At 29.8% G+C, this 23,951-nt stretch carries 21 protein-coding genes; 20 read left to right on the top strand and 1 reads right to left on the bottom strand.

The genetic code is table 11. The features are described from left to right. Nucleotides 1-6 precede the first annotated feature (6 nt). Nucleotides 7-1,869 (bottom strand): ABC-F family ATP-binding cassette domain-containing protein, encoded by a 1,863-nt coding sequence (locus N4A42_RS00660; protein ID WP_294068536.1) that lies wholly within the window; start codon nucleotides 1,867-1,869, stop codon nucleotides 7-9. 101 nt (nucleotides 1,870-1,970) lie between these two features. Here N4A42_RS00660 and N4A42_RS00665 point away from each other — a divergent pair, with 101 nt between their 5' ends. From N4A42_RS00665 to N4A42_RS00760, 20 genes are all read left to right on the top strand, one after another. After that, the gene (locus N4A42_RS00665) at nucleotides 1,971-2,771 is read left to right on the top strand and encodes a polysaccharide biosynthesis/export family protein (RefSeq protein ID WP_294068538.1); all 801 of its coding nucleotides are present in this window, start codon (nucleotides 1,971-1,973) and stop codon (nucleotides 2,769-2,771) included. Nucleotides 2,772-2,773: 2 nt separating this feature from the next. Further along, a complete protein-coding gene (locus N4A42_RS00670) occupies nucleotides 2,774-5,251 on the top strand; it encodes a polysaccharide biosynthesis tyrosine autokinase (RefSeq protein WP_294068539.1) in 2,478 nt (825 codons plus the stop codon). A gap of 18 nt (nucleotides 5,252-5,269) precedes the next feature. After that, entirely contained in the window at nucleotides 5,270-5,860 is a 591-nt protein-coding gene (locus N4A42_RS00675) for a sugar transferase (protein ID WP_294068540.1), read from the top strand. Continuing rightward, nucleotides 5,857-7,152 (top strand): nucleotide sugar dehydrogenase, encoded by a 1,296-nt coding sequence (locus tag N4A42_RS00680; protein WP_294068541.1) that lies wholly within the window; start codon nucleotides 5,857-5,859, stop codon nucleotides 7,150-7,152. The genes N4A42_RS00675 and N4A42_RS00680 overlap by 4 nt, the downstream gene beginning before the upstream one ends. A gap of 20 nt (nucleotides 7,153-7,172) precedes the next feature. Further along, a complete protein-coding gene (locus N4A42_RS00685) occupies nucleotides 7,173-8,150 on the top strand; it encodes an SDR family oxidoreductase (RefSeq protein ID WP_294068542.1) in 978 nt (325 codons plus the stop codon). A 79-nt stretch (nucleotides 8,151-8,229) separates the two neighbouring features. Further along, entirely contained in the window at nucleotides 8,230-9,096 is an 867-nt protein-coding gene (locus N4A42_RS00690; protein WP_294068543.1) for an ABC transporter permease, read from the top strand. A 5-nt stretch (nucleotides 9,097-9,101) separates the two neighbouring features. Further along, a complete protein-coding gene (locus N4A42_RS00695; RefSeq protein ID WP_294068545.1) occupies nucleotides 9,102-10,355 on the top strand; it encodes an ABC transporter ATP-binding protein in 1,254 nt (417 codons plus the stop codon). A 136-nt stretch (nucleotides 10,356-10,491) separates the two neighbouring features. Then, a complete protein-coding gene (locus tag N4A42_RS00700; protein ID WP_294068546.1) occupies nucleotides 10,492-11,415 on the top strand; it encodes a nitroreductase family protein in 924 nt (307 codons plus the stop codon). Beyond that, nucleotides 11,396-12,529: a polysaccharide pyruvyl transferase family protein gene (locus N4A42_RS00705; RefSeq protein WP_294068547.1), complete on the top strand. Its 1,134-nt coding sequence runs from the start codon at nucleotides 11,396-11,398 to the stop codon at nucleotides 12,527-12,529. The genes N4A42_RS00700 and N4A42_RS00705 overlap by 20 nt, the downstream gene beginning before the upstream one ends. Nucleotides 12,530-12,561: 32 nt before the next feature. Then, nucleotides 12,562-13,506, top strand: a complete 945-nt coding sequence (locus N4A42_RS00710) for a glycosyltransferase family A protein (RefSeq protein WP_294068549.1) — start codon at nucleotides 12,562-12,564, stop codon at nucleotides 13,504-13,506. 1 nt (nucleotide 13,507) lies between these two features. After that, complete coding sequence (locus N4A42_RS00715; protein ID WP_294068551.1) at nucleotides 13,508-14,221, top strand: bifunctional 2-polyprenyl-6-hydroxyphenol methylase/3-demethylubiquinol 3-O-methyltransferase UbiG; 714 nt, start codon at nucleotides 13,508-13,510, stop codon at nucleotides 14,219-14,221. Nucleotides 14,222-14,246: 25 nt separating this feature from the next. Next, nucleotides 14,247-15,248: a glycosyltransferase family 2 protein gene (locus tag N4A42_RS00720; protein WP_294068552.1), complete on the top strand. Its 1,002-nt coding sequence runs from the start codon at nucleotides 14,247-14,249 to the stop codon at nucleotides 15,246-15,248. A 7-nt stretch (nucleotides 15,249-15,255) separates the two neighbouring features. After that, entirely contained in the window at nucleotides 15,256-16,449 is a 1,194-nt protein-coding gene (locus N4A42_RS00725; protein ID WP_294068554.1) for a glycosyltransferase family 4 protein, read from the top strand. 15 nt (nucleotides 16,450-16,464) lie between these two features. Beyond that, the gene (locus N4A42_RS00730; protein WP_294068556.1) at nucleotides 16,465-17,847 is read left to right on the top strand and encodes an asparagine synthase-related protein; all 1,383 of its coding nucleotides are present in this window, start codon (nucleotides 16,465-16,467) and stop codon (nucleotides 17,845-17,847) included. Nucleotides 17,848-17,849: 2 nt separating this feature from the next. Then, a complete protein-coding gene (locus tag N4A42_RS00735; protein ID WP_294068558.1) occupies nucleotides 17,850-18,896 on the top strand; it encodes a glycosyltransferase family 4 protein in 1,047 nt (348 codons plus the stop codon). Nucleotides 18,897-18,906: 10 nt separating this feature from the next. Continuing rightward, complete coding sequence (locus N4A42_RS00740; RefSeq protein ID WP_294068559.1) at nucleotides 18,907-19,752, top strand: sulfotransferase domain-containing protein; 846 nt, start codon at nucleotides 18,907-18,909, stop codon at nucleotides 19,750-19,752. A gap of 13 nt (nucleotides 19,753-19,765) precedes the next feature. Further along, complete coding sequence (locus tag N4A42_RS00745; protein ID WP_294068561.1) at nucleotides 19,766-20,947, top strand: glycosyltransferase family 4 protein; 1,182 nt, start codon at nucleotides 19,766-19,768, stop codon at nucleotides 20,945-20,947. A gap of 53 nt (nucleotides 20,948-21,000) precedes the next feature. After that, nucleotides 21,001-22,062 (top strand): exostosin family protein, encoded by a 1,062-nt coding sequence (locus tag N4A42_RS00750; RefSeq protein ID WP_294068563.1) that lies wholly within the window; start codon nucleotides 21,001-21,003, stop codon nucleotides 22,060-22,062. 40 nt (nucleotides 22,063-22,102) lie between these two features. Beyond that, on the top strand, nucleotides 22,103-22,636 hold the full coding sequence (locus N4A42_RS00755) for a DapH/DapD/GlmU-related protein (RefSeq protein WP_294068565.1): 534 nt from the start codon (nucleotides 22,103-22,105) through the stop codon (nucleotides 22,634-22,636). Then, nucleotides 22,629-23,951 (top strand): glycosyltransferase family 2 protein, encoded by a 1,323-nt coding sequence (locus tag N4A42_RS00760; RefSeq protein WP_294068567.1) that lies wholly within the window; start codon nucleotides 22,629-22,631, stop codon nucleotides 23,949-23,951. Before N4A42_RS00755 ends, N4A42_RS00760 begins: the two co-directional genes overlap by 8 nt.

Here is a 23,951-nt window from a genome sequence, read left to right on the forward strand (position 1 = left end):
CTATCTTTACCCTTCAAGTTTTTCAGCCAATTCAAACCATCGCATTTCTTTTTCTTCAATAGTATCAATAATGCCTTGAAGTTCTTCAGATAGTTTATTGATATCCTCTTGCGATAATTCAGGATTATTAAACTTAGCTTCAAGTGCTTTTTTATCGAGTTCTAAAGAGCGGATTTTAGACTCTAAATTTTTATATTCTTTTTGCTCATTATAAGATAGCTTATTGGCTTCGTTTTGTTTTATAGCTTTAGTGTTATCTGTCTTTTTTATTGTGTCTAACTGCTTGGGTTGGCTACTGTCATAAGCTCTAAAATCGGAATAATTTCCTGGGAAATCATCAACAACTCCATTTCCTCTAAATACAAATAAATGATCTACAATTTTATCCATAAAATAACGATCGTGAGATACAACTAAAAGTACTCCTGGAAAATCCATTAGAAAACTTTCTAATACGTTAAGTGTTACAATATCTAAATCATTAGTAGGCTCATCTAAGATTAAAACATTTGGGTTTTGAATTAAAACGGTACACAAATACAATCGTTTTTGCTCGCCACCACTTAGTTTTTCAACAAAGTCGTATTGTTTTTTTCTGTCGAATAGGAAACGTTCTAATAATTGTTGAGCACTTATTTGACGACCTTTTGCTAATGGGATATAATCTCCATAAGCTCTAATGACGTCTATGACTTTTTGTTCGGGTTTTACAGCAATACCCCCTTGTGTGTAATAGCCAATTTTTACGGTTTCACCGATAACAATTTTTCCTCCATCTGGTTGAAGGCTTTCTGTTAATAGATTTAAAAATGATGATTTACCAGTGCCATTTTTTCCAATAATACCAATGCGTTCGCCTTTTTTAAAGGTGTAATCAAAACCGTCGAGTATTTTTTTATCCTTAAAAGCTTTAGAAACATTATGAAATTCTATGATTTTACTACCAAGGCGCTCCATGTTTATTTCTAATTGTACTTGGTGGTCTTTTCGTCTCTGATGTGCTTTTTTCTTTATTTCAAAAAAATCGTCAATTCTACTCTTAGATTTTGTGGTTCTGGCTTTAGGTTGACGACGCATCCAATCAAGCTCTTTTTTAAATAATTGTTTAGCCTTGCCGGTTTCTATAGCTTCATTTTCTATACGAGCTTCTTTCTTTTCTAAGTAGTATGAGTAATTGCCTTTATATGTGTATAATTGGCCATGGTCTAATTCTATAATTTCATTACAAACACGTTCTAAAAAATAGCGGTCGTGCGTTACCATAAAAAGAGTTTGTTGAGTCTTTGAAAAATAGTCTTCTAACCATTCTATCATTTCTAAATCGAGATGGTTGGTTGGCTCATCTAAAATTAAGATATCTGGTTTGCTTAATAATGCTTGGGCTAATGCTAGTCTCTTTTTTTGACCACCAGAAAGTGTGCTTACTTTTATGGATAGGTCGTCTAGTTTTAGCTGAGAAAGTATTTGCTTATATTGAGTTTCAAATTCCCAAGCGTTGTTTCTGTCCATCGCATCAAAAGCTAATTGGTAAGCTTCAGTGTCTTCTGGGTTTTTTAACGCATTTTCATAGGATTCAATAATTTTTAAAATCGGAATTTCGGAGGCGAAAATAGTTTCTTCAATAGATAGTTTTTTATCTAAATCTGGTTCTTGATCTAAAAAAGCAAGGCGAAGCCCTTTTCTAATAACTATTTGCCCTTCGTCTGGTGTGTCTTTACCAGATAGAATGTTAAGAATAGAAGTTTTACCACTTCCATTTTTGGCAACAAAAGCAATCTTTTGATCTTTATGAATACTAAAGGATAAATTCTTAAAGAGAACTAACTCTCCATAAGCCTTAGAAATATTTTCTACGTTAAGGTAATTCACACTAATTTTTTTACAAAGAACGAAATAAACCAAAAAGAAACCTAATAGTTTTGTTATTGGTGTTGATACTTTATATTTGTCTGTATAACATCTATATATCTATGAGAGGCATAACGCTTTTATTTATTGTTTTTAGCTGCATTTTTGTTTCATCTTGTATCCCTCATAAAGACACTATTTATTTACAGAATAAAAAAAATGCAACTAATAGAACTATTCCTAATGATTTGTCTGAAGTACAAAAGCCATATAGAATTCAGATTGATGATATTTTAAATATTAGAATTAAGGTTTTAGATCAAAATAACACACAAATATTTAATCCCATTGGTGAGGCTAATCTTAATGCAGATAGTGCCGAACGTGCCTATTTTGATGGGTTTACTGTAGATATACACGGAAATATTAAGATTCCTAATTTAGGTACATTAAATGTTCTTGGTTACACTGCAGATGATATTGAAAAAAAGATAGAGCAAAAATTGCTTGATGAGCAGTTTAAAGAAACAGCAAACATTTTTGTTACTGTTAAATTGGCTGGGTTAAGATATACTGCAACTGGTGAAATAAACAAGCCAGGAACAGTTACACTTTTTAAAGAACGAGTTAATATATTTGAGGCTATAGCTAATGCTGGTGAAATACCAGTTACTGGAAATAGAAAAGAAGTAATGATAATTAGGCAATATCCTCAAGGACAAAAGATTCATAGTTTAGATTTAACAGATATAAATGTAATGAAGTCTCCTTATTACTACATACAGCCCAATGATATGATTTATGTGAAACCTTTAAGGCAAAAATCTATAGGAACAGGGGAAACAGCAGTATCTAGTATCTCTACAATAGCAACCATTGTTTCATTGGCAGCAACTACAGTATTACTTTTTACTAGATTATAGTTATGGATTATAAAGATTTTGAAGATATAGAATCATTAGAGTCTCAGCGTGTAGGATTTGACTTTAAGGGTTTTTTATTTAAAGCATTAAACCTTTGGAAGCTAGTTTTACTTTGTATAGGTGTAGCTTTGATAGTTGCATATTTTATAAATGTAAGAAAACAGAATATTTATAGGTTAGATTCTTTAATTACTATAAATAATGATCAAAATCCATTCTTTACAGCTAATACAAGTATATCGTTTAATTGGGGAGGTGTATCAGGTAAAGTAAGTAGTATTATAACAGAAGTTAAAACAAGGACTCATAATGAACTAGTTGTTGATTCGCTTCAATTTTATAAAGAATATCTAAAAGAAGGTAAATATCACTTATTAGATGTATATAAGTCTGCACCATTTATTGTAATTACAGACAAAACAAAACCTCAGATACTTAATAAACCAATAGGTATTAAAATTGTAGATGAGCAAAGTTTTGAACTTTATAATGAGTTTGAGAGTAATAAAGCTATAGGACAACTATATAATACAAAGGTTAAAATTGATATAGCTACAACACCAGGTGTTTTTAGGCAAACTTATAAGTTTGGTGAAATGGTAGATCTACCTTTTTTCAATGGAATTGTAGAGTTAAAGCCTAATGCAAAAATTCAAACTAAAGACAATTATTTTATTAGATATTTAAATTTTGATTCGGTAGTAGATCGTTATAAAAATGCAATAAAAATTGGACCTTCGTCTAGAGATGCTAGTTCTGTGCTTAGGCTGTCTTTAGTAGGGAAAAATAAATCTAAGATAGTCGATTTTCTAAATGCTACTGTAGCTATTTTAAGTAGAACAGAACTAGAGAGAAAAAATTTATATGCTACCAATACAATAAAGTTTATTGATAGTAGTCTTGGTAACGTTAATGATAATTTGAAGTTAGTAACTGAAGAGATGAATCAGTTTAGAAAGCAAAACAAGGTGTTTGATTTAGAGGATAAAATACTTCAAGTTTCAGATCAATTAAAAACCTATGAGCAGGAGCGACTTCAAGAGCAATCTAAGTTAAACTATCTTAATACTCTTGAAAATTATTTAAGAACCAAAACAGATTATTCAAAGATAGCAGCACCATCATCGGTTGGTATAACAGAAGTAAATATCCTCTCTAGTGTTAGTAGAATTATAGCTTTATCTGTAGAAAGACGTAATCTAGAATATAGCACTAAAGAAGGGTCTATTTTATTTGATGATTTAGATAGAAAGATAGATACAGAAAAGAATGTTCTTTTAGAGGCTATTAGTTCTACTCGTAGTACAATTAGTGTACAATTAGGAACAATAAATAGAAAAATAGCTAATCTTGAGGGTAAATTGATAGATTTACCAGAAGATCAACAAGAATATTTGAAAATTCAGCGGAAACTAGATTTAAGTCAAGAAGCATATAATATTTATCAAGCAAAACGAGGTGAGGCTGCAATTGTAAGAGCAGCAAATGTTTCTGATATCACAGTTATAGATAATGCTAAGGATATAGGAAATGCACCTATTGGGCCAAAGAAATCACTTAATTATATGATTGCTTTAATGATTGGTTTCTTTTCACCTATGTTTTTAATTTTTGTTATTTATCTTTTAGATAATACGATTCATGGATCTGATGAAATAGAAAAAATGTCTAGGATTCCGATTTTAGGCCTTGTGGGCAAGTATCGTTACAAAAATAATTTAGTAGCTTATGAAAAGCCTAAATCTGCTGTAGCTGAATCATTTAGGGCTATAAGATCTAGTTTGCAATTTATTTTTAAGAACAACCCATCAGATACTAGAGCAAATACATTAATGGTAACGTCTTCAGTAAGTGGTGAAGGAAAAACATTTACGTCTATTAATATTGCTACTGTTTATGCACTTTCTGGAAAGAAAACCATGTTACTTGGTTTGGATTTACGTAAGCCAAAAATATTTGATGATTTTAATATAGATAACGAGAAAGGGGTCGTTAATTACTTGATAGGTGAGTGTGATTTAAAAGCTATTACAACTTCAACTCATATAGAAAATTTAGACTTAATTACTTCAGGGCCAATACCACCTAATCCTTCAGAATTATTAATGGGTGATAAGCTAAAAGAGTTAATAGCAACATTAAAGAATGAGTATGATGTTATTATTTTAGATACACCACCTTTAGGTTTGGTAACTGATGCGTTAGAATTAACACAATATGCAGATGCAACTATCTTTATGGTTAGATTAGATTATACTAAAAAAGGCATGCTTCAATTAGTTAATGCTAAATACAAGACAGGGGAATTAAAGAATATCAGTTTTGTATTGAACTTTTATAAACACAAGAACAATCATAATTATGGTTACGGTTACGGTTACGGTTATGGTTACGGTTATGGAGTTTACGGTAATGCCTATCATGAAAAAGATAATCAACCACTTTTAAAAAGGGTAAAGAACTTTTTTAAAAGAATATAAAAAGAAAAACATTAGACTTTGATTACCAAAACACAACTTAAAGTTAAACGAGTATTTGATGTTGTTTTGGTTTTATTTTTGTTGCCTTTTTTTATTATTCCTATTGTATTTTTAGTAATTGTTGCAACATTCGATACAAAGAAATATGGTTTGTTTTCTCAAGTTAGAGTTGGGCAACATGGCAAGTTGTTTAAAATATATAAAATAAGAACATTAAGAGATGAACAGCACAAGTTAGGTTGTTTAAATAAGAGTGCAACAGTTTTAGGTAAGTATTTAAGAAAAACTAAAATAGACGAATTGCCTCAATTGTATAATGTTTTAGTTGGCGATATGAGTTTTGTTGGTCCAAGGCCAGATGTTGAAGGTTTTGCAGATAGATTAGAAGGTGAAGACCGTATTATTTTAATGGTTAAACCAGGTGTAACAGGTGAGGCTACTTTAAAATATAAAAATGAAGACCTTATATTACAACGTCAAAAAAAACCAGAGCATTACAATAGAACGATTATTTGGGCAGATAAAGTAAAAATCAATAAAAACTATGTCTTGAATTATAGTTTTTATTTAGATTTGAAACTCATTTTAAAATCCATTTTTAACAGATGACACATTCTGAAGATAAAATTGCAATTATAGGATTAGGTTATGTTGGTTTGCCCTTAGCAGTAGAATTTGCTAAGCAGTTTTTTGTTGTTGGTTTTGACATTAATAAACAAAGAATTAATGAATTAAATTCTGGTGTAGATAAAACATTAGAAGTTGATAACGATAATCTTAAATCAGTGCTAACAACAGATTTAGATGCCGAAAAGGGATTGTATATTACAGATGATGTTGATGCACTGTCAGTTGCCAATATATATATTGTAACGGTTCCGACACCAACAGATGAACTTAAGAGACCAGTATTTACGCCTTTGATTAAAGCTAGTGAAACTGTAGGCAAAGTGCTTAAGAATAATGATATTGTTATATATGAATCAACAGTATATCCTGGTGCAACCGAAGATATTTGTATTCCTGTTTTAGAAAAAGTGTCAGGGTTTACGTTTAATAAAGATTTTTATGCTGGTTATTCTCCAGAACGTATTAATCCAGGTGATAAGAAACATACGGTTACTAAGATTTTAAAGGTAACTTCTGGTTCAACTCCTGAAATTGCTGAAAAAATAGATCAGCTTTATAAAAAAGTAATTATAGCAGGTACTCATTTAGCTCCATCTATAAAAGTAGCAGAAGCTGCTAAGGTCATAGAAAACTCTCAGCGGGATATTAATATTGCATTTGTTAATGAATTATCTAAAATTTTTAGATTATTAAATATTGATACTAAAGCGGTGTTAGAAGCAGCAGGTACAAAATGGAATTTTTTAAAGTTTTCACCTGGTTTGGTTGGTGGTCATTGTATAGGTGTAGATCCTTATTATTTAGCACAAAAAGCAATTGAGTCTGGTTATAATCCTGAAATTATTTTAGCTGGTCGTAAAATGAATGACAGTATGGGTGGTTATGTTGCGACCGAAACTGTAAAGATGATGATTGATAAAGGTGCAACCATTAAAGGGTCTAATGCACTTGTATTAGGAATTACTTTTAAAGAAAATTGTCCAGATATTAGAAACTCTAGAGTTATAGACATTATTGAAGAATTACAGTCTTATCATGTCAATGTAGATGTGTATGATCCATGGGCATCTAAAGAAGAGGTTAAGCATGAGTATGGATTAGATTTAATGTCGTCAATGAGTGAAATAAAATCTAATTATGATGCTATAATATTAGCGGTATCTCATAAAGAATTTTTAGAAGTGTCTATCGATGATTTAAAATCAGATCAATGTGTGGTTTTTGATGTAAAATCATTATTACCACAAAATATTGTAGACGCACGCCTTTAATTTAATTTTAAGCCAAAACGATGTATTCAAACAAATACCATTCCAACGATTTATCACAATTAAGTTTTTTAGTAACAGGTGGTGCAGGCTTTATCGGCTCTAATATTGTTGAATATTTACTAAAGTATGGAGCAAAAAAAGTAAGGGTTTTAGATAATTTTTCTAACGGTTATCGTGAAAACTTAACAGAGTTTATGGATAATCCTTCTTTTGAACTTTTAGAAGGAGATATTAGAGATTTAGATACCTGTAAAAAAGCTATGGAGGACGTTGATTATGTGACACATCAGGCAGCGTTGGGTTCTGTGCCACGTTCAATTAATGATCCTGCAACTTCTAACGAAGTAAATATTTCAGGATTTTTAAATATGCTTATTGCATTAAAAGATAGTCCAACGGTAAAACGTATGGTATATGCTGCGTCGAGCTCTACTTATGGTGATAGTAAATCTTTACCAAAAATAGAAGATACTATAGGTAAGCCTTTGTCTCCATATGCAGTGACAAAGTACGTTAATGAGTTATATGCTGATGTGTTTGGAAAGACTTATGATACAGATGTTATAGGCTTACGTTATTTTAATGTGTTTGGGCCAAAGCAAAGCCCAAATGGAGCTTATGCAGCAGTTATTCCATTATTTATGCAAGCACTTAAAGATAATGAGCCTTCTAAAATAAATGGTGATGGTGAACAAACTAGAGATTTTACCTTTGTAGATAATGCAGTACAAGCTAATGTGAGAGGTTTTTTTGCATCTAAAGAAGCTGCTAATGAGGTGTTTAATGTAGCTTGTGGAGAGCGTATATCAGTAAATTATTTATGGGATTCTCTAAGAGTAGCTGCTGATTCTGAACTTAAAGCAATCTATGGTCCACCAAGACAAGGAGATGTTAGGGATTCTTTAGCAGATATTTCTAAAGCTGAAAAGCTTTTAGGGTATAAACCTCAATATACAGTTAGAGAAGGTCTTAAAATTACTTGGGATTACTTTAATTAAGCGAACAAATACTTCTAAACTTCTTATTACAATCCTTAATTAATAGTATATTAGCGAGACGAATTAAACACACGCTACCTTGTCAAATTATAAAGAAGAATGGCTTTATACTATCTCAGCTAAGAGAAAGTTCATAGACTTCAATTTTAAAGAAATTTGGCGTTATAGAGACTTGTTGTTTTTGTTTGTAAAACGAGATATAGTTACGCTTTACAAGCAAACCATTTTAGGACCGCTTTGGTATTTAATACAGCCTTTATTTACATCTGTAATTTTTACTTTGATTTTTAATAAATTAGGGCAAATTGAAACAGGTGATAATGTGCCTAATTTTTTATTCAATTTAGCAGGTATTACAGCTTGGAATTATTTTAAGGACTGCTTAACTAATACATCAAATACATTTACTAAGAATCAAAATATTTTTGGTAAGGTTTATTTTCCAAGAGTTATTTTACCAATGTCTATAACGGTCTCAAATCTTCTTAAGTTTGGAATACAGTTATTAATTTTTATAGGCTTTTTTGCTTATTATAAAATGTCAGGATATGGTGTCAGTATAAATAATTATATTTTATTATTTCCTGTATATGTTGTTATAATGGGAATGTTAGGTCTTGGGCTAGGTATGATTTTTTCTTCATTAACCACTAAGTATAGAGATTTATCTGTGTTGTTAAATTTTGCTGTGCAACTTTTAATGTATGTTTCAGCAGTGCCATATCCAATGTCAGAAGCCAAGGCAAAGTTTCCTGCTGTAATAGCTAAAATTGTAGAATATAATCCTGTAACGCAGATAGTAGAAGGTTTTAGGTATATGTTGTTAAGTGTTGGTGACTTTAAACTTTCTCTCTTTTTTTATACATTATCCATAAGTATAATAGTGTTTTTAGTTGGGCTTATTATTTTTAATAGAACAGAAAAATCGTTTATAGATACCGTTTAAAGTATATGTCTGAGATAATTTTAAAGGTCGAAAACATAAGTAAGCAATATCGATTAGGTGTTGTAGGTACTGGTACGCTTAGCCACGATCTTAAACGCTGGTTTTATAAACTTAGAGGAAAAGATGATCCTTATCTAAAGATTGGTGATACTAATGAGCGAAGTACAGCGGCCAAGAGTGATTATGTTTGGGCTATAAAAGATATAAGTTTTGAGGTTAAAAAAGGTGAGGTTTTAGGTATAATAGGAAAAAACGGAGCAGGTAAGTCTACATTACTAAAAATATTATCTCGTGTAACAAGTCCAACTACTGGAGAAATAAAAACTAAAGGGCGCATAGCTTCTTTATTAGAGGTAGGTACAGGATTTCATCCAGAACTTACAGGGAAAGAAAATATCTATCTTAACGGAGCCATTTTAGGAATGACCAAAGCTGAAATTAAGGCAAAAGAGGAAGAGATTATAAATTTTTCTGGTTGTGAGCGTTATATAGACACACCAGTTAAGCGTTACAGTTCTGGTATGAGAGTTCGTTTAGCATTTGCTGTAGCAGCATTTTTAGAACCAGACATTTTAGTAGTAGATGAGGTTTTGGCGGTAGGCGATGCAGAATTTCAAAAAAAGGCAATGGGCAAAATGCAAGATATCTCTAAAGGGGAGGGTAGAACAGTTTTGTTTGTAAGCCATAATATGGGTGCTATTCAAAGTTTGTGTCATAGATGTATGATTTTGAATAATGGACATATTCAAAGTATTAAGCCTACAACAGAAGCTGTAAAAGAGTATTTAAAAATTAATGTTCTTAGTAGTGACTCCATTAAAGTGTTTGATATTAAGAAAAACTTGGTTAGAATAGTATCAGCAGAAATACAAAATAGAGGTATCTCTACTACAAATTTTCACAGTGGAGATGACTTAGATCTTTTTGTTAATATTGAAAATACTCAACAAATACCAATTAATTTATTCGTTGGATTGTATGATGAGTATGGTGAAAAAATTGCCCATTTTGGAAACAACTATACTAATTATAAAATTAAGAGCGAAAATACCAAAGTGAGTATAAAGTTAAATAGATTGCCTTTTGTTGAGGGAAGATTTCATATTAATTTATCGTTGCATGCTTATGGGAAACCTCATCATCGAGAAAAAGAAGTCTTTACATTTGAAGTGTCTCCAGGTGATTTTTATGGAATTGGTAAAAATGTAATTAGAAATAACGGTAAGTTTTTAATGAATGTAGACTGGAATGATGCTTAAAAGAAAACTAAAAAAAATAAAAAATAGAATTAAGATATATTGCTCAAAAAAAATCTTAAAAAGGCTAGGTAGTAACAGTATTTATTTAGCTAAACTATATTATTTTTTTTTAGACTCATCTTTTAATAGAGAAATGTTGAGTGTTCTTTTAGGAAAGAAAATACATGATTTAAGAAATGACAATCTAGAATCTAATCAAGCATTTATTCGTAGGAGTATTCATAGAATTGAAAAAGGACTTATAGTGCCCAACCCTAAAAAAGATTATGCTCTTGGGTACATATATGAAACATGTAAGTTGCTTAATGTTACTTATATAGACTTAGATGAGAAATCAAAAAATTGGGCTTTAGATGTTTTAGACGCTTATTTTAAAAGGGCAGATAATACTCTTGATATTATCAGGAAATCAAAAAAAGAATTTGATAATTTAAAAGAGCAAATTTCTTTAGGGATTGATACAAATACAAAGTCAATACCATTTGCACATAAGGAACTGAAGGGTAATAACATTAAATTTTCTGATTTTTTAAAGTTAACAGAGAGGAGGCATTCAGTTAGATATTTTGAAGATAAATTGGTGGATAAAAAGCTTATTGAAAATGCAGTTAGTGCAGGTTTACAATCTCCAAGTGCTTGTAATAGACAACCTTTTGAAGTGCTTATTTTACAAAATAAAGACATAATTTCTAAAGCTGTTGAGCTACCAATGGGAGTTAAAACTTTTAAAGATGAGATAAAAAATTTAGCAATTGTAATTGGTGATTTAAGTTCTTATTCTGAAGAAAGAGATCGTCATATTATCTATATAGATGGTGGTTTGTTTGTTATGAGTTTTATTTTAGGGCTTGAATCTCAAGGTTTGTCTTCTTGTATTATTAATTGGCCAGATATTGAAAATAGAGAAAAAAGTTTTTACGAACAGTTTAAGATTCCTAAATATAAAAGAGGCATCTGTTTTGTTGCTTTTGGCTATGCGAAAAATAATGGGTTGATACCATTTTCTGAAAAAAAAGAGGCATCAGATATCATAGTATATAATGAATATTCAAATAGATAATACAGGGTTTAACAATAAAGGAGCAGAGTTAATGCTTTGTTCTATTGTAGATAGGTATAAGAATGATAGTAAAATAAACTTAATATTTAATGGTAAAGCTACCTTTAGCCAGAAAGCGTCTTTAGGATTGTTATCGTTAATATCGCTTCAACGTTTTAAAATTAATTTCTACAATTTCTTTCCTAAAAATAAATTTAAAAATTCAGGTGTAGAATTTAAAGAAAACATAAATGTTGTTTTTGATGCTGGCGGATTTCATATAGGAGATCAATGGATTTATTCAAAAACTAAGAAGGTAGATATTGATAAAAAACTCAACTATTACAAGACATTAAAAAAACAAGGAACCAAAATTGTTTTTTTGCCCCAAGCTGCAGGACTATTTGAAAAAAAACTTTCGAAGTATTATTTTAAAAATGTATTAAGATATGCAGATTTATTTATCCTTAGAGATAAAGTGTCTTACAAAGCATGTGTTGACTTAGTTGGTGAATTAGATAAATTAGTTTTATATCCAGATTTCACAAATTTATATAACCCTTCACAAGATTCTATTTATAAAGAATACGAAGGTAAAATTTGTATTATTCCAAATTATAAAATGCTTTCACATACTAGTAAAGAGAAATCTAACAAGTATATTGATTTTATGAAAGCATTAGTTTTAAAATTATCAGAAAAGAATGAAGATTTATTCTTTTTAAATCATGAAGGTAAAGGTGATTTAGATATAATTATAAATATTAATAAGAGTTTTAATTATCCTGTAGTTACAAATATAAATGCCAATGATGTTAAATATATTATTGGTAAATCTAAGATTGTGGTTTCTTCGCGTTTTCATGGAGTTGTAAGTGGTTTGTCTCAAGCGGTTCCAACATATTGTACATCATGGAGTCATAAATACGAAGAATTAATGAAGGATTATTCTCATAATGGTGTTTTAAATATAGACGCTTACAGTGAGAGTATTAATAAAATATTAGAACTAATTGATAATAAGGATTCTTATAATAAATGTGTGAATTATCTAAAAAACCATGGAGCTTCTGAAAAAAAGAAGACAGAAGAAATGTGGAAGAAAGTAAATACTATTATTAATTATAATGAATAATAAATTGAACTTACTCATTATTATATAAGAATTTGAGAGTATCTGTTGTCATACCAGTTTATAATGCCGAAAAATATATTAAAAGGGCAGTAGATAGTGTTATTCAGCTTAATGAAGTAAAACAAATCATATTAGTAGAGGATGGTTCAAAAGATAATTCACTTTTAATATGTAAACAATTATATAGTCAATTTGATATAGTTGAAGTATATCAACATGAAAAAGGACTAAACAAAGGTGCTGGAGCATCTAGAAACTTAGGAATACAAAAAGCTAGTATGCCTTTTGTTGCGTTTTTAGATGCAGATGACACTTACACGGCTCAACGATTTTTAAGAGACAGAGAAGTTTTTGATTCTAATCCAAACTGTGATGGTGCTTATGGAGCAACAGGAGTGGTGTATTTAGATAAAGAAGCTTCTGCTTCATGGGAGAAAACAGGAAAAGACGAAATGTTTATAGATACTATAAATAAAGCGATTAATCCAAATGATCTGTTTGAGTATTTAATTGGATACAAAAACGAAAAAAATGCATTAGGGTATTTTAGTATTATTGCTTTAACTCTTAAAAGAGATAGATTGTTGCAATCTAAAGTGAATTTTAGCGAATCTTTAAAATTACACCAAGATACTGTATTTATGTTACAATTAGCGTATTGTCTAAAGTTATATCCATCCGAAACTATAAAGCCAGTATCTTTAAGAGGAGTGCATTTAAATAATCGATTTATAAATAATCCAAACCCAAAGTATACTAGAAGTAGACAATATAAAACACTTAGAGATTGGGCAATTGATTTAAATATAAAACCAGAAATAATAAGATATTTTAACCGTAATTATTTAATTAACTTTTTAGGTTCCAAAAATCTTGTTACAAGATTATGTCTTTTGGTACAAAAAGTAATGCGTGATAAAAATACCAGAGCTAATTTAAATTGGTCATTAATTAAAAGATTAATGAAAAGTAAATAAAATGAATATAGAAGAACAAAAATCATTTTACGATAAGTATTGGAGTACTAATAAGTTTATAAACAGTTTGCAGCTAAGACGATGTGTGAAGATTTTAGAATATTTCACGGTTGTTAAAAGAAAAATAAGAAAGCCTTTAATCTTAGATTTGGGTTCTGGTGATGGTCGTTTAACAGCATTTCTTGGTCAGTTTGGTATGACAGATGCTGTTGAGCTTTCTCAACAGGCTGTTGATAATGCAAATGAATTATATCCTCATGTTAATTTTCAACAAGGAGATGCGCTGGCTTTTAACTTTAAAGATAAAACGTATCATGTTATTGTTTCTCAAGAAGTATTAGAACACATTGAGGATAAGAGTAAATACATTAATGTCTGCTATAATGTATTAAAGCCACAAGGGTATTTAATTCTTACCACACCAAATAAAAATGTGTTAGATCATATGACTGATGGTAAAACATGGTCAGACCAACCAATAGAATTACCAATTAGTAAACAAGAATTGAAAAAGATACTTAGGCAACAAAATTTTAAAATATTAAAATACGAAAGCATTGTAATGAATTTTGGCAATAAAGGCTATTATAAATTAATTAATCACAGATATGCAGTTGCCATATTTAAAAAAATAGGATTGGCGAAATTTAGAGAATCTGTATTGTCTAAATTAGGTTATGGTCTTCACCATTGTATTTTGGCACAAAAGCAATAGAATTAAATAATTGAGAGAATAAATAATGAAAATTGCTATTGTAATAACTGCCAAGAATGAAGCTCGTATTTTGCGTAGCAATATTTTATACCATAAAGAAATTGGTGTTTGCAAAGTATTTATTTATTTCGATAATACCACAGATAATGGTAAGTCTAGTATTTCAGATATTGATATTGTAGAAATATCTGATGCAGTTGGTGATAAATATGATGACATTAAGGTTTTAGAAAAATTTACTCAAAAAGCAAAAAAACATCATACAGCAAGGCAGTGTTTAAATACTTATGATGCATTGCAGAAGAGTAAGAAATTAGGAGTAGATTGGTTAATATCTATTGATGCAGACGAGCTTGTAATTACCGATAAAAATGAAATTTCAGATTTAAATAGTTTCTTTAGTAAAATTGATGATTCGGTAGATTTGGTAAATTTTAAGCCTTATGAAATTGTACAAGACAGAAGCAATTTTAATAATGTATTTGCAGAGGCTTCATATTTTAAAATTACACATAAGTTTAACCGAAGAATAGATCAAATATACAAGTCGTTTTACAACCCATTTAATAAGAACTATATTAAATTTTCTTATTGGTATGGACAACATCTCGGAAAAGCAGCTTTAAGGGTGAATTCTAAACAAGAAATACTACCAAAAAATGTGCATCGTTACGTTTATGCTAATGGAGAATCTATTAATGCGGTTGCTATAAAAGGTATGCTGCATTACCACATGTTTGATGCTGAAGATTTTATAAAAAAATTCAAAAATTTTAAGGATAGGCCAAATCATTTTCTGTCGGGAAACAAAGTAGAATCCTTAAAATTACTGTGTAGAGATATTGTGAATTCAAAAGTATATTCAGAAGAAGAACTTAAGAATTATTACAAATCTAATATTATGTTTTCTGAGAATGAATTAAATAGTATGGTGAAAAACAGAAACAGATTTTTTCTTAAACGAAGAGAGAAAGCTGTAATAAAAATAACGAGTGTAAATAAAGTATTTTCTAAAATCAACGACTAAATTAAAATTGAAATCTGAGCTTAAAATAGTAATATTTGATGGTAGTTTTAAAACGAGACCATTCATTAATACTGTCATAAAAAGTCTTTGTGAAAAGCATCAGATATATGTGTTAGGTTTTGACACCAGAGTAGATGAAAAAATAAAAGGAGTTAAGTATATAGATCTAGGTACTCAAAGCAATAAATTAAATCTGCTTTGGAGGAGTTTAGTTTTTAGTTTTAAAAATTTGTACAAAAGCGGTGTATTTTCAGACTTTTTTGAGCTTTTAAAATTAATAACTCATATAGATGCTTCAGGTTTAAAACACTTTAATTTTAATCTAGCTTTAAAGCAGATAAGACCTAATATAGTTCATGTGCAATGGATATCGCTATTGCCTTATTGTGAAACCATCCTTAAAGAAAATAGCTATAATGTGGTTTTAAGTCAGCTTGGATATCAATTAAATGTAAGGCCATTTGTAGAAGCAGAAAATGAAGCTTATTTAAAGACCTTATTTCCAGGAATTAGAGGCTTTCATTCAGTTAGTGAAGCCATAAAAGAAAAAAGTAATGTATTGTATGCGTCACCTTCAAAAATAGATAAGGTGATTTATTCAGGTTTTAATTTCAATAAATTCCCTAGTATTTGTTCGTATAAAAAAACAGATGCATTGCAACTAATTTCTGTAGGGAGACCACATTGGATTAAAGGTTACGACTACATGATAAAAGCTTGCAAGGATTTAAAAAATAATGGAGTTAATTTTCATTACACTATAATTGGAGCTAAAGGCAATGAAGAGGTAGCATACATGATTAATGATTTTAATCTTCAAGATTATGTTACTGTTACAGATTCTATACCTCAGAAAGAAGTTTATCAATTAATGGCTAATTCAAATTTACTTGTTTTACCAAGTATAGCAGAAGGAATAGCCAATGTAATAATTGAAGCAATGGCAATTGGACTTCCTGTTTTAAGTACACGTTGTGGCGGAGTAGTAGAGCTGGTTACAGATAATGAAACAGGGTTTTTAGTACCTATAAGAGATGCGAGTGCGCTAAGTAAAAAGATTCAAGATTTCGATACGCTATCTATAGAAAAAATTAATGCACTTAGAATGAATGCTAGAGAAAAAGTAGAACAAAATCATAACATAACGAAAATGACAGCTGATTTTGAAGATTTATATTATGAATGTCTAAAACATAAATAATCAGAGTATTTTTTAGTGAAAACCATACGAACAGATATTATTCCTAACCGTCAGACTTTTGTGAAAATTAAAGGACAGCATGTTCTTAATTATGAAGCAATATGCGTATTTGCGGCCATTGGTTTTTTTTTAGATGAGGATACTTACTTCAAAGACGAGATTTGTTTAAAACCAGGCACAATCAATACAATAGATGAATCGGGTTATTTAATAAAAAGTGAACCTTACTTTAAATGGTATTATAAACCAAGAGACATTAGTTTTAAAGATGCTCTTAAGGAGTTTACTGAACTTTTTGAGTCTATCATAGATAGGCAAACGGAAGATAAGAAGGTGATTTTACCCTTGTCAGGCGGTTTAGACTCTAGAACACAAGCAGTAGCTCTAAATTATCTTAATAAAAATGTTGCATCTTACAGCTACTCGTTTGAAAATGGTTATGATGAAGCAAACATATCAAAGCAAATAGCTAGTGTTTGTGAATTTCCGTTTGAAGCATTTAAAATAAACAAAGGATATCTTTGGGATAAAATAGAAAAACTATCTCAAATAAATGGTTGTTATGCTGATTTTACTCATGCAAGGCAAATGGCTGTTATAGATTCTTTAAAGTCAAAAGGAGATTTGTTTTCTCTCGGTCATTGGGGCGATGTGCTGTTTGACTCTACGACCGATAAGCAGCTTTCAGAAGAAGAGGAGGTGTCATTGATTTTAAAAAAAATAATTAAACCAAATGGTTTGCAATTAGCAAAAGCACTTTGGGAATCTTGGGCTTTAGATGGTAATTTTGAAGCGTATTTAAGGGAGAGAATAAAAAGCTTATTATCTCAAATAACTATTGAAGACTCTAGTGCAAAGATTAGAGCCTTCAAATCTATGTACTGGGCGCCAAGATGGACAACAGCCAACTTGTCTATTTTTGAAAGCGCACAACCAATCACATTACCTTATTATGACAATAAAATGTGTGAGTTTATATGTACAATACCCGAAGCTTATTTGGCAAATAGAAAACTTCAGATAGCTTATATAAAAAAGAGAAATATAGCACTATCTAACATTACGTGGCAAGAGCAAAAACCTTTTAACCTAAATAATTATCATTATAATAAATTACCATATAATTTGCCTTACAGAGGCATTAATAAAATAGGCAGAACTATAAAAAACGCAATAGGTAAACCGTATGTACAACGCAATTGGGAGTTACAATTTTTAGGTAAAGAAAATGCTAAAAAATTAGAAGCGCATATCTATAATGAAGACTTTTTAAAGCTAGTTTCGAAAGACATTATAGATGATATATATGAAAGTTTTAAAGTAGATGATAATGTTAGGTTTTCGCATCCTTTAAGTATGTTATTAACCTTATCTTTATGGCATAAAAATAATAATTGAGTTTGAGGCCAATTAGAATATTATATACCATTCCTAATTTTAAAACTGCTGGAAGTCAAAATGTTTTACTATCCATACTAAGAGGTTTAGATACAAAAGAGTTTCAAATATTTTTAGCAGTAGAAAAATTTCCGGAACTTATTCCAAATGATGTGTCAGTTTCAAACCAAATCCATATTCAATATACAGGAGAGCTATTAAAAGATGTTAAGCAGTTTTCAAGAATATTAAAAGTACATCGTATAGATATTTGTCATTCTTGGGATTATAAATCTAATTTTATTGAGGCAGTAGCTTGCAGATTAAGTGGAGTAAAATATCTGTACACAAAAAAGAATAATGCTTGGTCTAAGCGATGGTTGCTAAAAAGTATATTGGCTCATTATATTGCTTATGATAATCCGGAGATGAAATCTCGATTTTTCAGTTCAGTTTATTTAAAATCTAAGATTAGTTTTATTCCTCATGGAGTTGATTTGAATAAGTTTAAGTTTGAAGAAAACAAGTTTAAAAAAACATTTAACCTTTGTTGTATAGGTAATATAGTAGCAAACAAAAATCAGGCTCAAATAATAGAAGCTTTAACTAACTTACCAGATAGCGTTCATTTAAAATTATATGGAAAAGAGGATGAAGTTTACAAAAACACTCTTATTGAATTAATTGATAAAAATCATTTTCAAGACCGCGTATCATTTAATGGTTTTATAAAGAATGATGAAATACCTCATGTACTTTCTCAACAGCATGTTTTTATATTAGCGTCTAAACAAGAAGGCTTGCCTGTTAGTATTTTAGAAGCATTGGCTTGTGGAGTTCCTGTTTTGAGTTCAAACTCTGGTGGAGGTGCAGCATATATTCTAAAAGAAGGTAAAGGAGGTTATATATTTAATTCAACAAATGAATTGGTTGAAAAAATAAAACTCTTGTATAGAGATAAAGACTTGTACAACAAGCTAAGGTATGAAGCTACCAAAAATGTAACTTCTCGTTTTTCTCTAAAAAATGAGATTAATGCTTACAAAAAATTATATTTAAAATTAGTCTGAAAACCAAAATTTGAAATCATTTAATAAACATATAATTGTTGCTGGTTCTGCACGAAGTGGTACAAGTTGGTTAGCTGAAATTATAGCACTTCAATTTAGATATAGACTTTTATTTGAGCCAGAGCATGAGTATCAAACTCAGGAAGGTTATTTAATTTGCGACAAATTTATTTCAAAAGATAATTTGCAAAATGAACAAGTAGAATATTTTAAAAAAATATTTAGTAATAAAATTGATAATGATTGGATTGCACAAATTAGTAACCGAAAGTTGAAAATGCATTTATGGCCAATTATTCCTAAAAAGTATGTTGTAAAATTTGTGCGTTGCAATTTGAGTGCTCATTTTATGAGTTCGTATTTTAAAATACCATTATTGTTTATTATAAGAAACCCTTATGATGTGATTTTGTCACAAAACAGGGTTAAGTTTGATTGGTTGTATAATTTAAATCATTTTAAGCATCAAGAGCGTATAACAGAGGTTTTAGATTTAAAATATGACTTTAAATGGGAAGAAGTAGATGATTTCTCTAGAATAGAAATATTAACTCTTAGATGGTGTATAGAGAATAAGGTGGTTTTTGATTTGTCTGAAACCAATTGCTCTAATTTAAAGATTGTAAAATATGAAGATTTAAAGTCAGATATTAATATGTTTTATGACCTATGCAAAACCTATAATTTAAAACCACTTTCTAATTTAGAAGATAAATATAGCAGACCATCTTCTAAAACTCACCCAAATAGTAGTATTAGATCTGGCTCTAAAGATTCTAATAGTTTATACCCTAATTCTGTAGAAAAAATCACCAATATCCTAAACAGGTTTGAGGTTGTAAATTATAAACTTTAAAACTTAAGTTTGTATGAGAATAGGTCTTGTATTACCATCTACACCCAGTTATTCAGAAACGTTTTTTAATAACAAAATAAAAGGCCTAATAAAAAACGGGTTTGAAGTGATTGTTTTTGCACAGACAATTGACCCAAGTTTTAAATTATGTAGAACCGTTAAAAGCCCAAAAGTTAGAATAAATAAGTTTTTATTTTTACTAAATGTTATATGTGTTTTTTTTAAGTTATTACTACATCCTAAAAAACTAATTAAGTATTATAAACTGTTGAAAAATGCAGGTTTTTCTTTAACGGAAATATTTAAGCGTATTTATTTAAACAGCCATATATTAACAAAAAATGTAGATTGGTTGCATTTTGGTTTTACAACTCAAGCTGTAGGAAGTGAGTATGTTGCCAAAGCCTTAGGTGCAAAAATGGCAGTAAGTTTTAGAGGGTTTGATATTAATGTTTTTCCCTTAAAGCATAAAAATTGTTATAAGGAGGTGTGGAGTAATATAGATAAGGTTCATTCAATTTCAGAATATTTAGTAAATAAAGCTTATAAGCTAGGTTTAAAAAAAAATACTTCCATTTCAGTTATAACACCAGCAGTAGATGAGGAAGTTTTAAATAAATTTAATCCTAAACAAAGTTTAGAACCATTAGATTCATTGACAATATGTACTTTAGCGAGATTAAATTGGATTAAAGATTTAACCACAGCTATAAAAGCTATAAAAATTCTAAAAGTAACTTATCCTAAAGTTAACTATCATATTATAGGCGATGGAAACATTAAAGAAAGAGAACGCTATCAGTTTTTAGTAAAACAGTTGGGTTTGAAGGAAAATGTAGTGTTTCATAAAAAATTAGATCATAATAAGGCGCTAGAGTTGGTTAGTAAATCTAATATTTACCTGCAAACCAGTTTAAATGAAGGATTTTGTAATGCTGTTTTAGAAGCACAAGCTTTAGGAAAATTATGTATAGTATCTAATGTAGGTGGATTAAAAGAAAATATAATTAATGGTGAAACAGGATGGTTGGTTGAGTCACAAAGACCTAAGTTATTTGCAAAAAAAATAATTGAAGTTATTCAACTTACAGAAACCGAGAAAACTGTTATTTCTGAAAAAGCTATGAAAAGAGTTCAAGAAGAATTCATGCTTAGAACTCAAAATTTAAAGTTTAATCAATTTTATAACTCTTAAAAAGAAAACTAGAAAGATAAAAATCATTAACTCAAGAATATTATTGTTTACTTATGACATTGTTTTTTCCCAAAAAGCATTATGATAGCAATTACAGAAGGCATTTATTTGCGTTGTTAAAACCATTTATTAAAGAAGCTGGTTATAATGATGAAAATAGGGTTTTGAACTATGGAATTTCTGAAAAGGATATTGCTTTTGCAAAGAGTATTGATGAAGCAGATTTTGTGGTATTAACTATGTCTTGGATGTACTATGTAATAACAAAACAAGTTGATAAGGCAGTAGCGTTTATAAAAGAATCAAACCAACTTGGAAAAAAAGTTATTGTAGCATTACCAAGCGATTTTGGAATTAATATTCCAAAAAAATTAGATGTAATTATTATAAGAGAACAAGGCTATAAATCTAAGTTAAGTAGTAACCATTATTGTGTGCCAGTATTTATTGAAGACCCTTTAAAAAAGTACTATAATAGGGCTATAGTTTTTAAAAGGCCTTATACTGTTTTACCTACTGTTGGGTTTTGCGGACAAGTAGATAATAGTAAGTTAGAGGCACTTAAAGAAGTAACAAAAATTATTGCTAGAAATGCATTATCCTATCTTAGAGTTTGGTACAAAAAACCACACAAGATTATCGCAACCAAATATTTAAGGTCAAAGTTGTTGAGGCTGTTACAAAACAACGCTAAAATTAAAAGCAATTTTATTTTAAGAAAACAACATAGAGGAGGTGTAGAGAGGTTAAAAAATCGTGATATTCATCAAACTACATTAGATTTTTTTGATAATATAAAAGATTCAGATTATGTGCTTTGTGCTAGAGGTGTGGGTAACTTTTCGGTAAGGTTTTATGAAACCTTAGCAATGGGTAGAATTCCTGTATTTATAAATACAGATTGTATGTTGCCTCATGAAGCTTATTTAAACTGGAAAGATCATGTTGTATGGGTAGATTATAAAGATAGACATAGCGTTGCAGATATTGTTACAGAATTTCATAGTAAGTTAGACGATGAAAAATTAAATAACTTGTTTGAAGCAAACAGAAAGCTTTGGGAGGATAAATTAAAACTAAAGACTTACTTTCTAACTTTGTTTAAATACATTTGAAATGCTTAATTATGAATAAGGTTTAAAATAGAATTAAAAATTGGAGCAATTAAGTTATTTTATTCAAGATGTAAAAAGATCTATTGGTAGAAAAAAGCTGAGAGTTTTTACTGTTTTATTCACGAGAACATTTTGGGGACTTTTTAACTATCGTTTAGAACGATGTGGTTATAGATTGATTGGTGATTTTTATTCTGTAATTAGAATAGTATACTTGCCGATTTCTTTTTTATTTCAAATAATATCTAATATAGATATACATTACAAAGCCGATATAAAAGGAGGTGTGTTGGTGCATCATCCTGCTTTAGGAGTCGTTGTAAATGGTGTGTGTATTATTGGCTCTAACTTAACACTAACAGGAGGCAATGCCATAGGTGTAAATAAATCTTGTAAAAAAGGTGATTTTGTAATAGGTAACGATTGTAATCTAGGTGCTAATGCAACCATAATTGGTCCGGTTAAATTGGGTGATAAAATAAAGATTGGCGCAAATGCATGTGTGCTTAATTCGTATCTAGATTCTAATGTAGTACTTGTTGGTATTCCTGCAAAACCAATAGGCAATGTTTAATTTTCTAAAATACATACAGCCAACCCATTATTTTGCGTTGCCATCAAAAGCATCTTACGTGTTTCCTGTTTATGACACACTTTCAGATGAAGTAAAAAAACAATTACAACCCGATGATAATTATGCTTCAGAAATAGCAAAACATTACGATTTATCTTGGCAAGCTATTCAATTAGGTTACGTTGGTAAAGCACATACTTATAGAGCTTTTGAAAACACTTCAGTAAACGATAATTATTATTTTTTAAGAAAATACTTTAATTCGTTTTGGGCAATTTATGTTTTGTTTGTCAGGTTGTTAAGTTTTGAAAATCCAATTAAAGAGATAAGCGGTTTTATAAAAAGCAGAAATACTAAGCGATCAAACTATCTCAAAAAACCGATTACTTATGATAATTGGAAAACGTTTAATTCTTCATTAATTAGAGAAAACCCTAAGGTGAGTGTCATTATTCCTACTTTAAATAGGTATGAATATTTGCATGATGTATTAAAAGATTTAGAACAGCAAGATTACACCAATTTTGAAGTTATTATCATAGACCAATCAGAGCCTTTTAATGCCTCTTTTTATGAATCTTTTACATTAGATATTACTGTAGAATATCAAGAAGAGAAAGCCCTTTGGTTGGCAAGAAATAAGGCTGTTAAATTAAGTAAAGGTGAGTTTATTTTGTTATTTGATGATGATAGTAGGGTAGAGCCAAACTGGATTTCTAATCATATAAGATGTGTCGATTTTTTTAATGCAGACATTTCATCAGGTGTATCTCTTTCTGTATTAGGTGATAAAATCCCAGAGAATTATTCGTTTTTTAGACGCTCAGATCAGTTAGATACAGGAAACGTATTGATTAGAAAACAAGTTTTTAAAGACATAGGACTTTTTGATAGGCAATTTGAAAAACAACGTATGGGAGATGGTGAGTTTGGATTAAGAGCTCATAAACATGGTTTTATTAATGTTTCTAATCCTTATGCAAAACGCGTACATTTAAAAGTAGGCTCTGGCGGATTAAGAGAAATGGGAAGTTGGGATGCCTTTAGACCAAAAAACATATTGGCACCTAGACCAATACCAAGTGTTTTATACTTGTATCGTCATTATTTTGGTAATTATAGAGCAAAGTTAGAGCTGTTAAGAACAGTTCCTTCTTCAGTTATGCCTTATCGTTTTAAAGGAAATAAGGTTTTGAAGGTTGTAGGATTGTTTGTTTCAGTTTTAATTTTTCCACTCATTTTGTTTCAGGTGTTAAAATCGTGGAGGTTGGCTTCTATCAAGCTTAATCAAGGTGCAAAAATAGAATATTTGTAA

The organism is Winogradskyella sp. (assembly GCF_025210595.1).
Lineage (GTDB): Bacteria > Bacteroidota > Bacteroidia > Flavobacteriales > Flavobacteriaceae > Winogradskyella.

Excerpts from the sequence above, each read along its gene's own strand:
- N4A42_RS00665 (WP_294068538.1), top strand. The coding sequence starts at position 1,971 with ATGAGAGGCATAACGCTTTTATTTATTGTTTTTAGCTGCATTTTTGTT.
- N4A42_RS00670 (WP_294068539.1), top strand. The coding sequence starts at position 2,774 with ATGGATTATAAAGATTTTGAAGATATAGAATCATTAGAGTCTCAGCGT.
- N4A42_RS00680 (WP_294068541.1), top strand. The coding sequence starts at position 5,857 with ATGACACATTCTGAAGATAAAATTGCAATTATAGGATTAGGTTATGTT.
- N4A42_RS00685 (WP_294068542.1), top strand. The coding sequence starts at position 7,173 with ATGTATTCAAACAAATACCATTCCAACGATTTATCACAATTAAGTTTT.
- N4A42_RS00695 (WP_294068545.1), top strand. The coding sequence starts at position 9,102 with ATGTCTGAGATAATTTTAAAGGTCGAAAACATAAGTAAGCAATATCGA.
- N4A42_RS00705 (WP_294068547.1), top strand. The coding sequence starts at position 11,396 with ATGAATATTCAAATAGATAATACAGGGTTTAACAATAAAGGAGCAGAG.
- N4A42_RS00715 (WP_294068551.1), top strand. The coding sequence starts at position 13,508 with ATGAATATAGAAGAACAAAAATCATTTTACGATAAGTATTGGAGTACT.
- N4A42_RS00720 (WP_294068552.1), top strand. The coding sequence starts at position 14,247 with ATGAAAATTGCTATTGTAATAACTGCCAAGAATGAAGCTCGTATTTTG.
- N4A42_RS00745 (WP_294068561.1), top strand. The coding sequence starts at position 19,766 with ATGAGAATAGGTCTTGTATTACCATCTACACCCAGTTATTCAGAAACG.
- N4A42_RS00750 (WP_294068563.1), top strand. The coding sequence starts at position 21,001 with ATGACATTGTTTTTTCCCAAAAAGCATTATGATAGCAATTACAGAAGG.
- N4A42_RS00760 (WP_294068567.1), top strand. The coding sequence starts at position 22,629 with ATGTTTAATTTTCTAAAATACATACAGCCAACCCATTATTTTGCGTTG.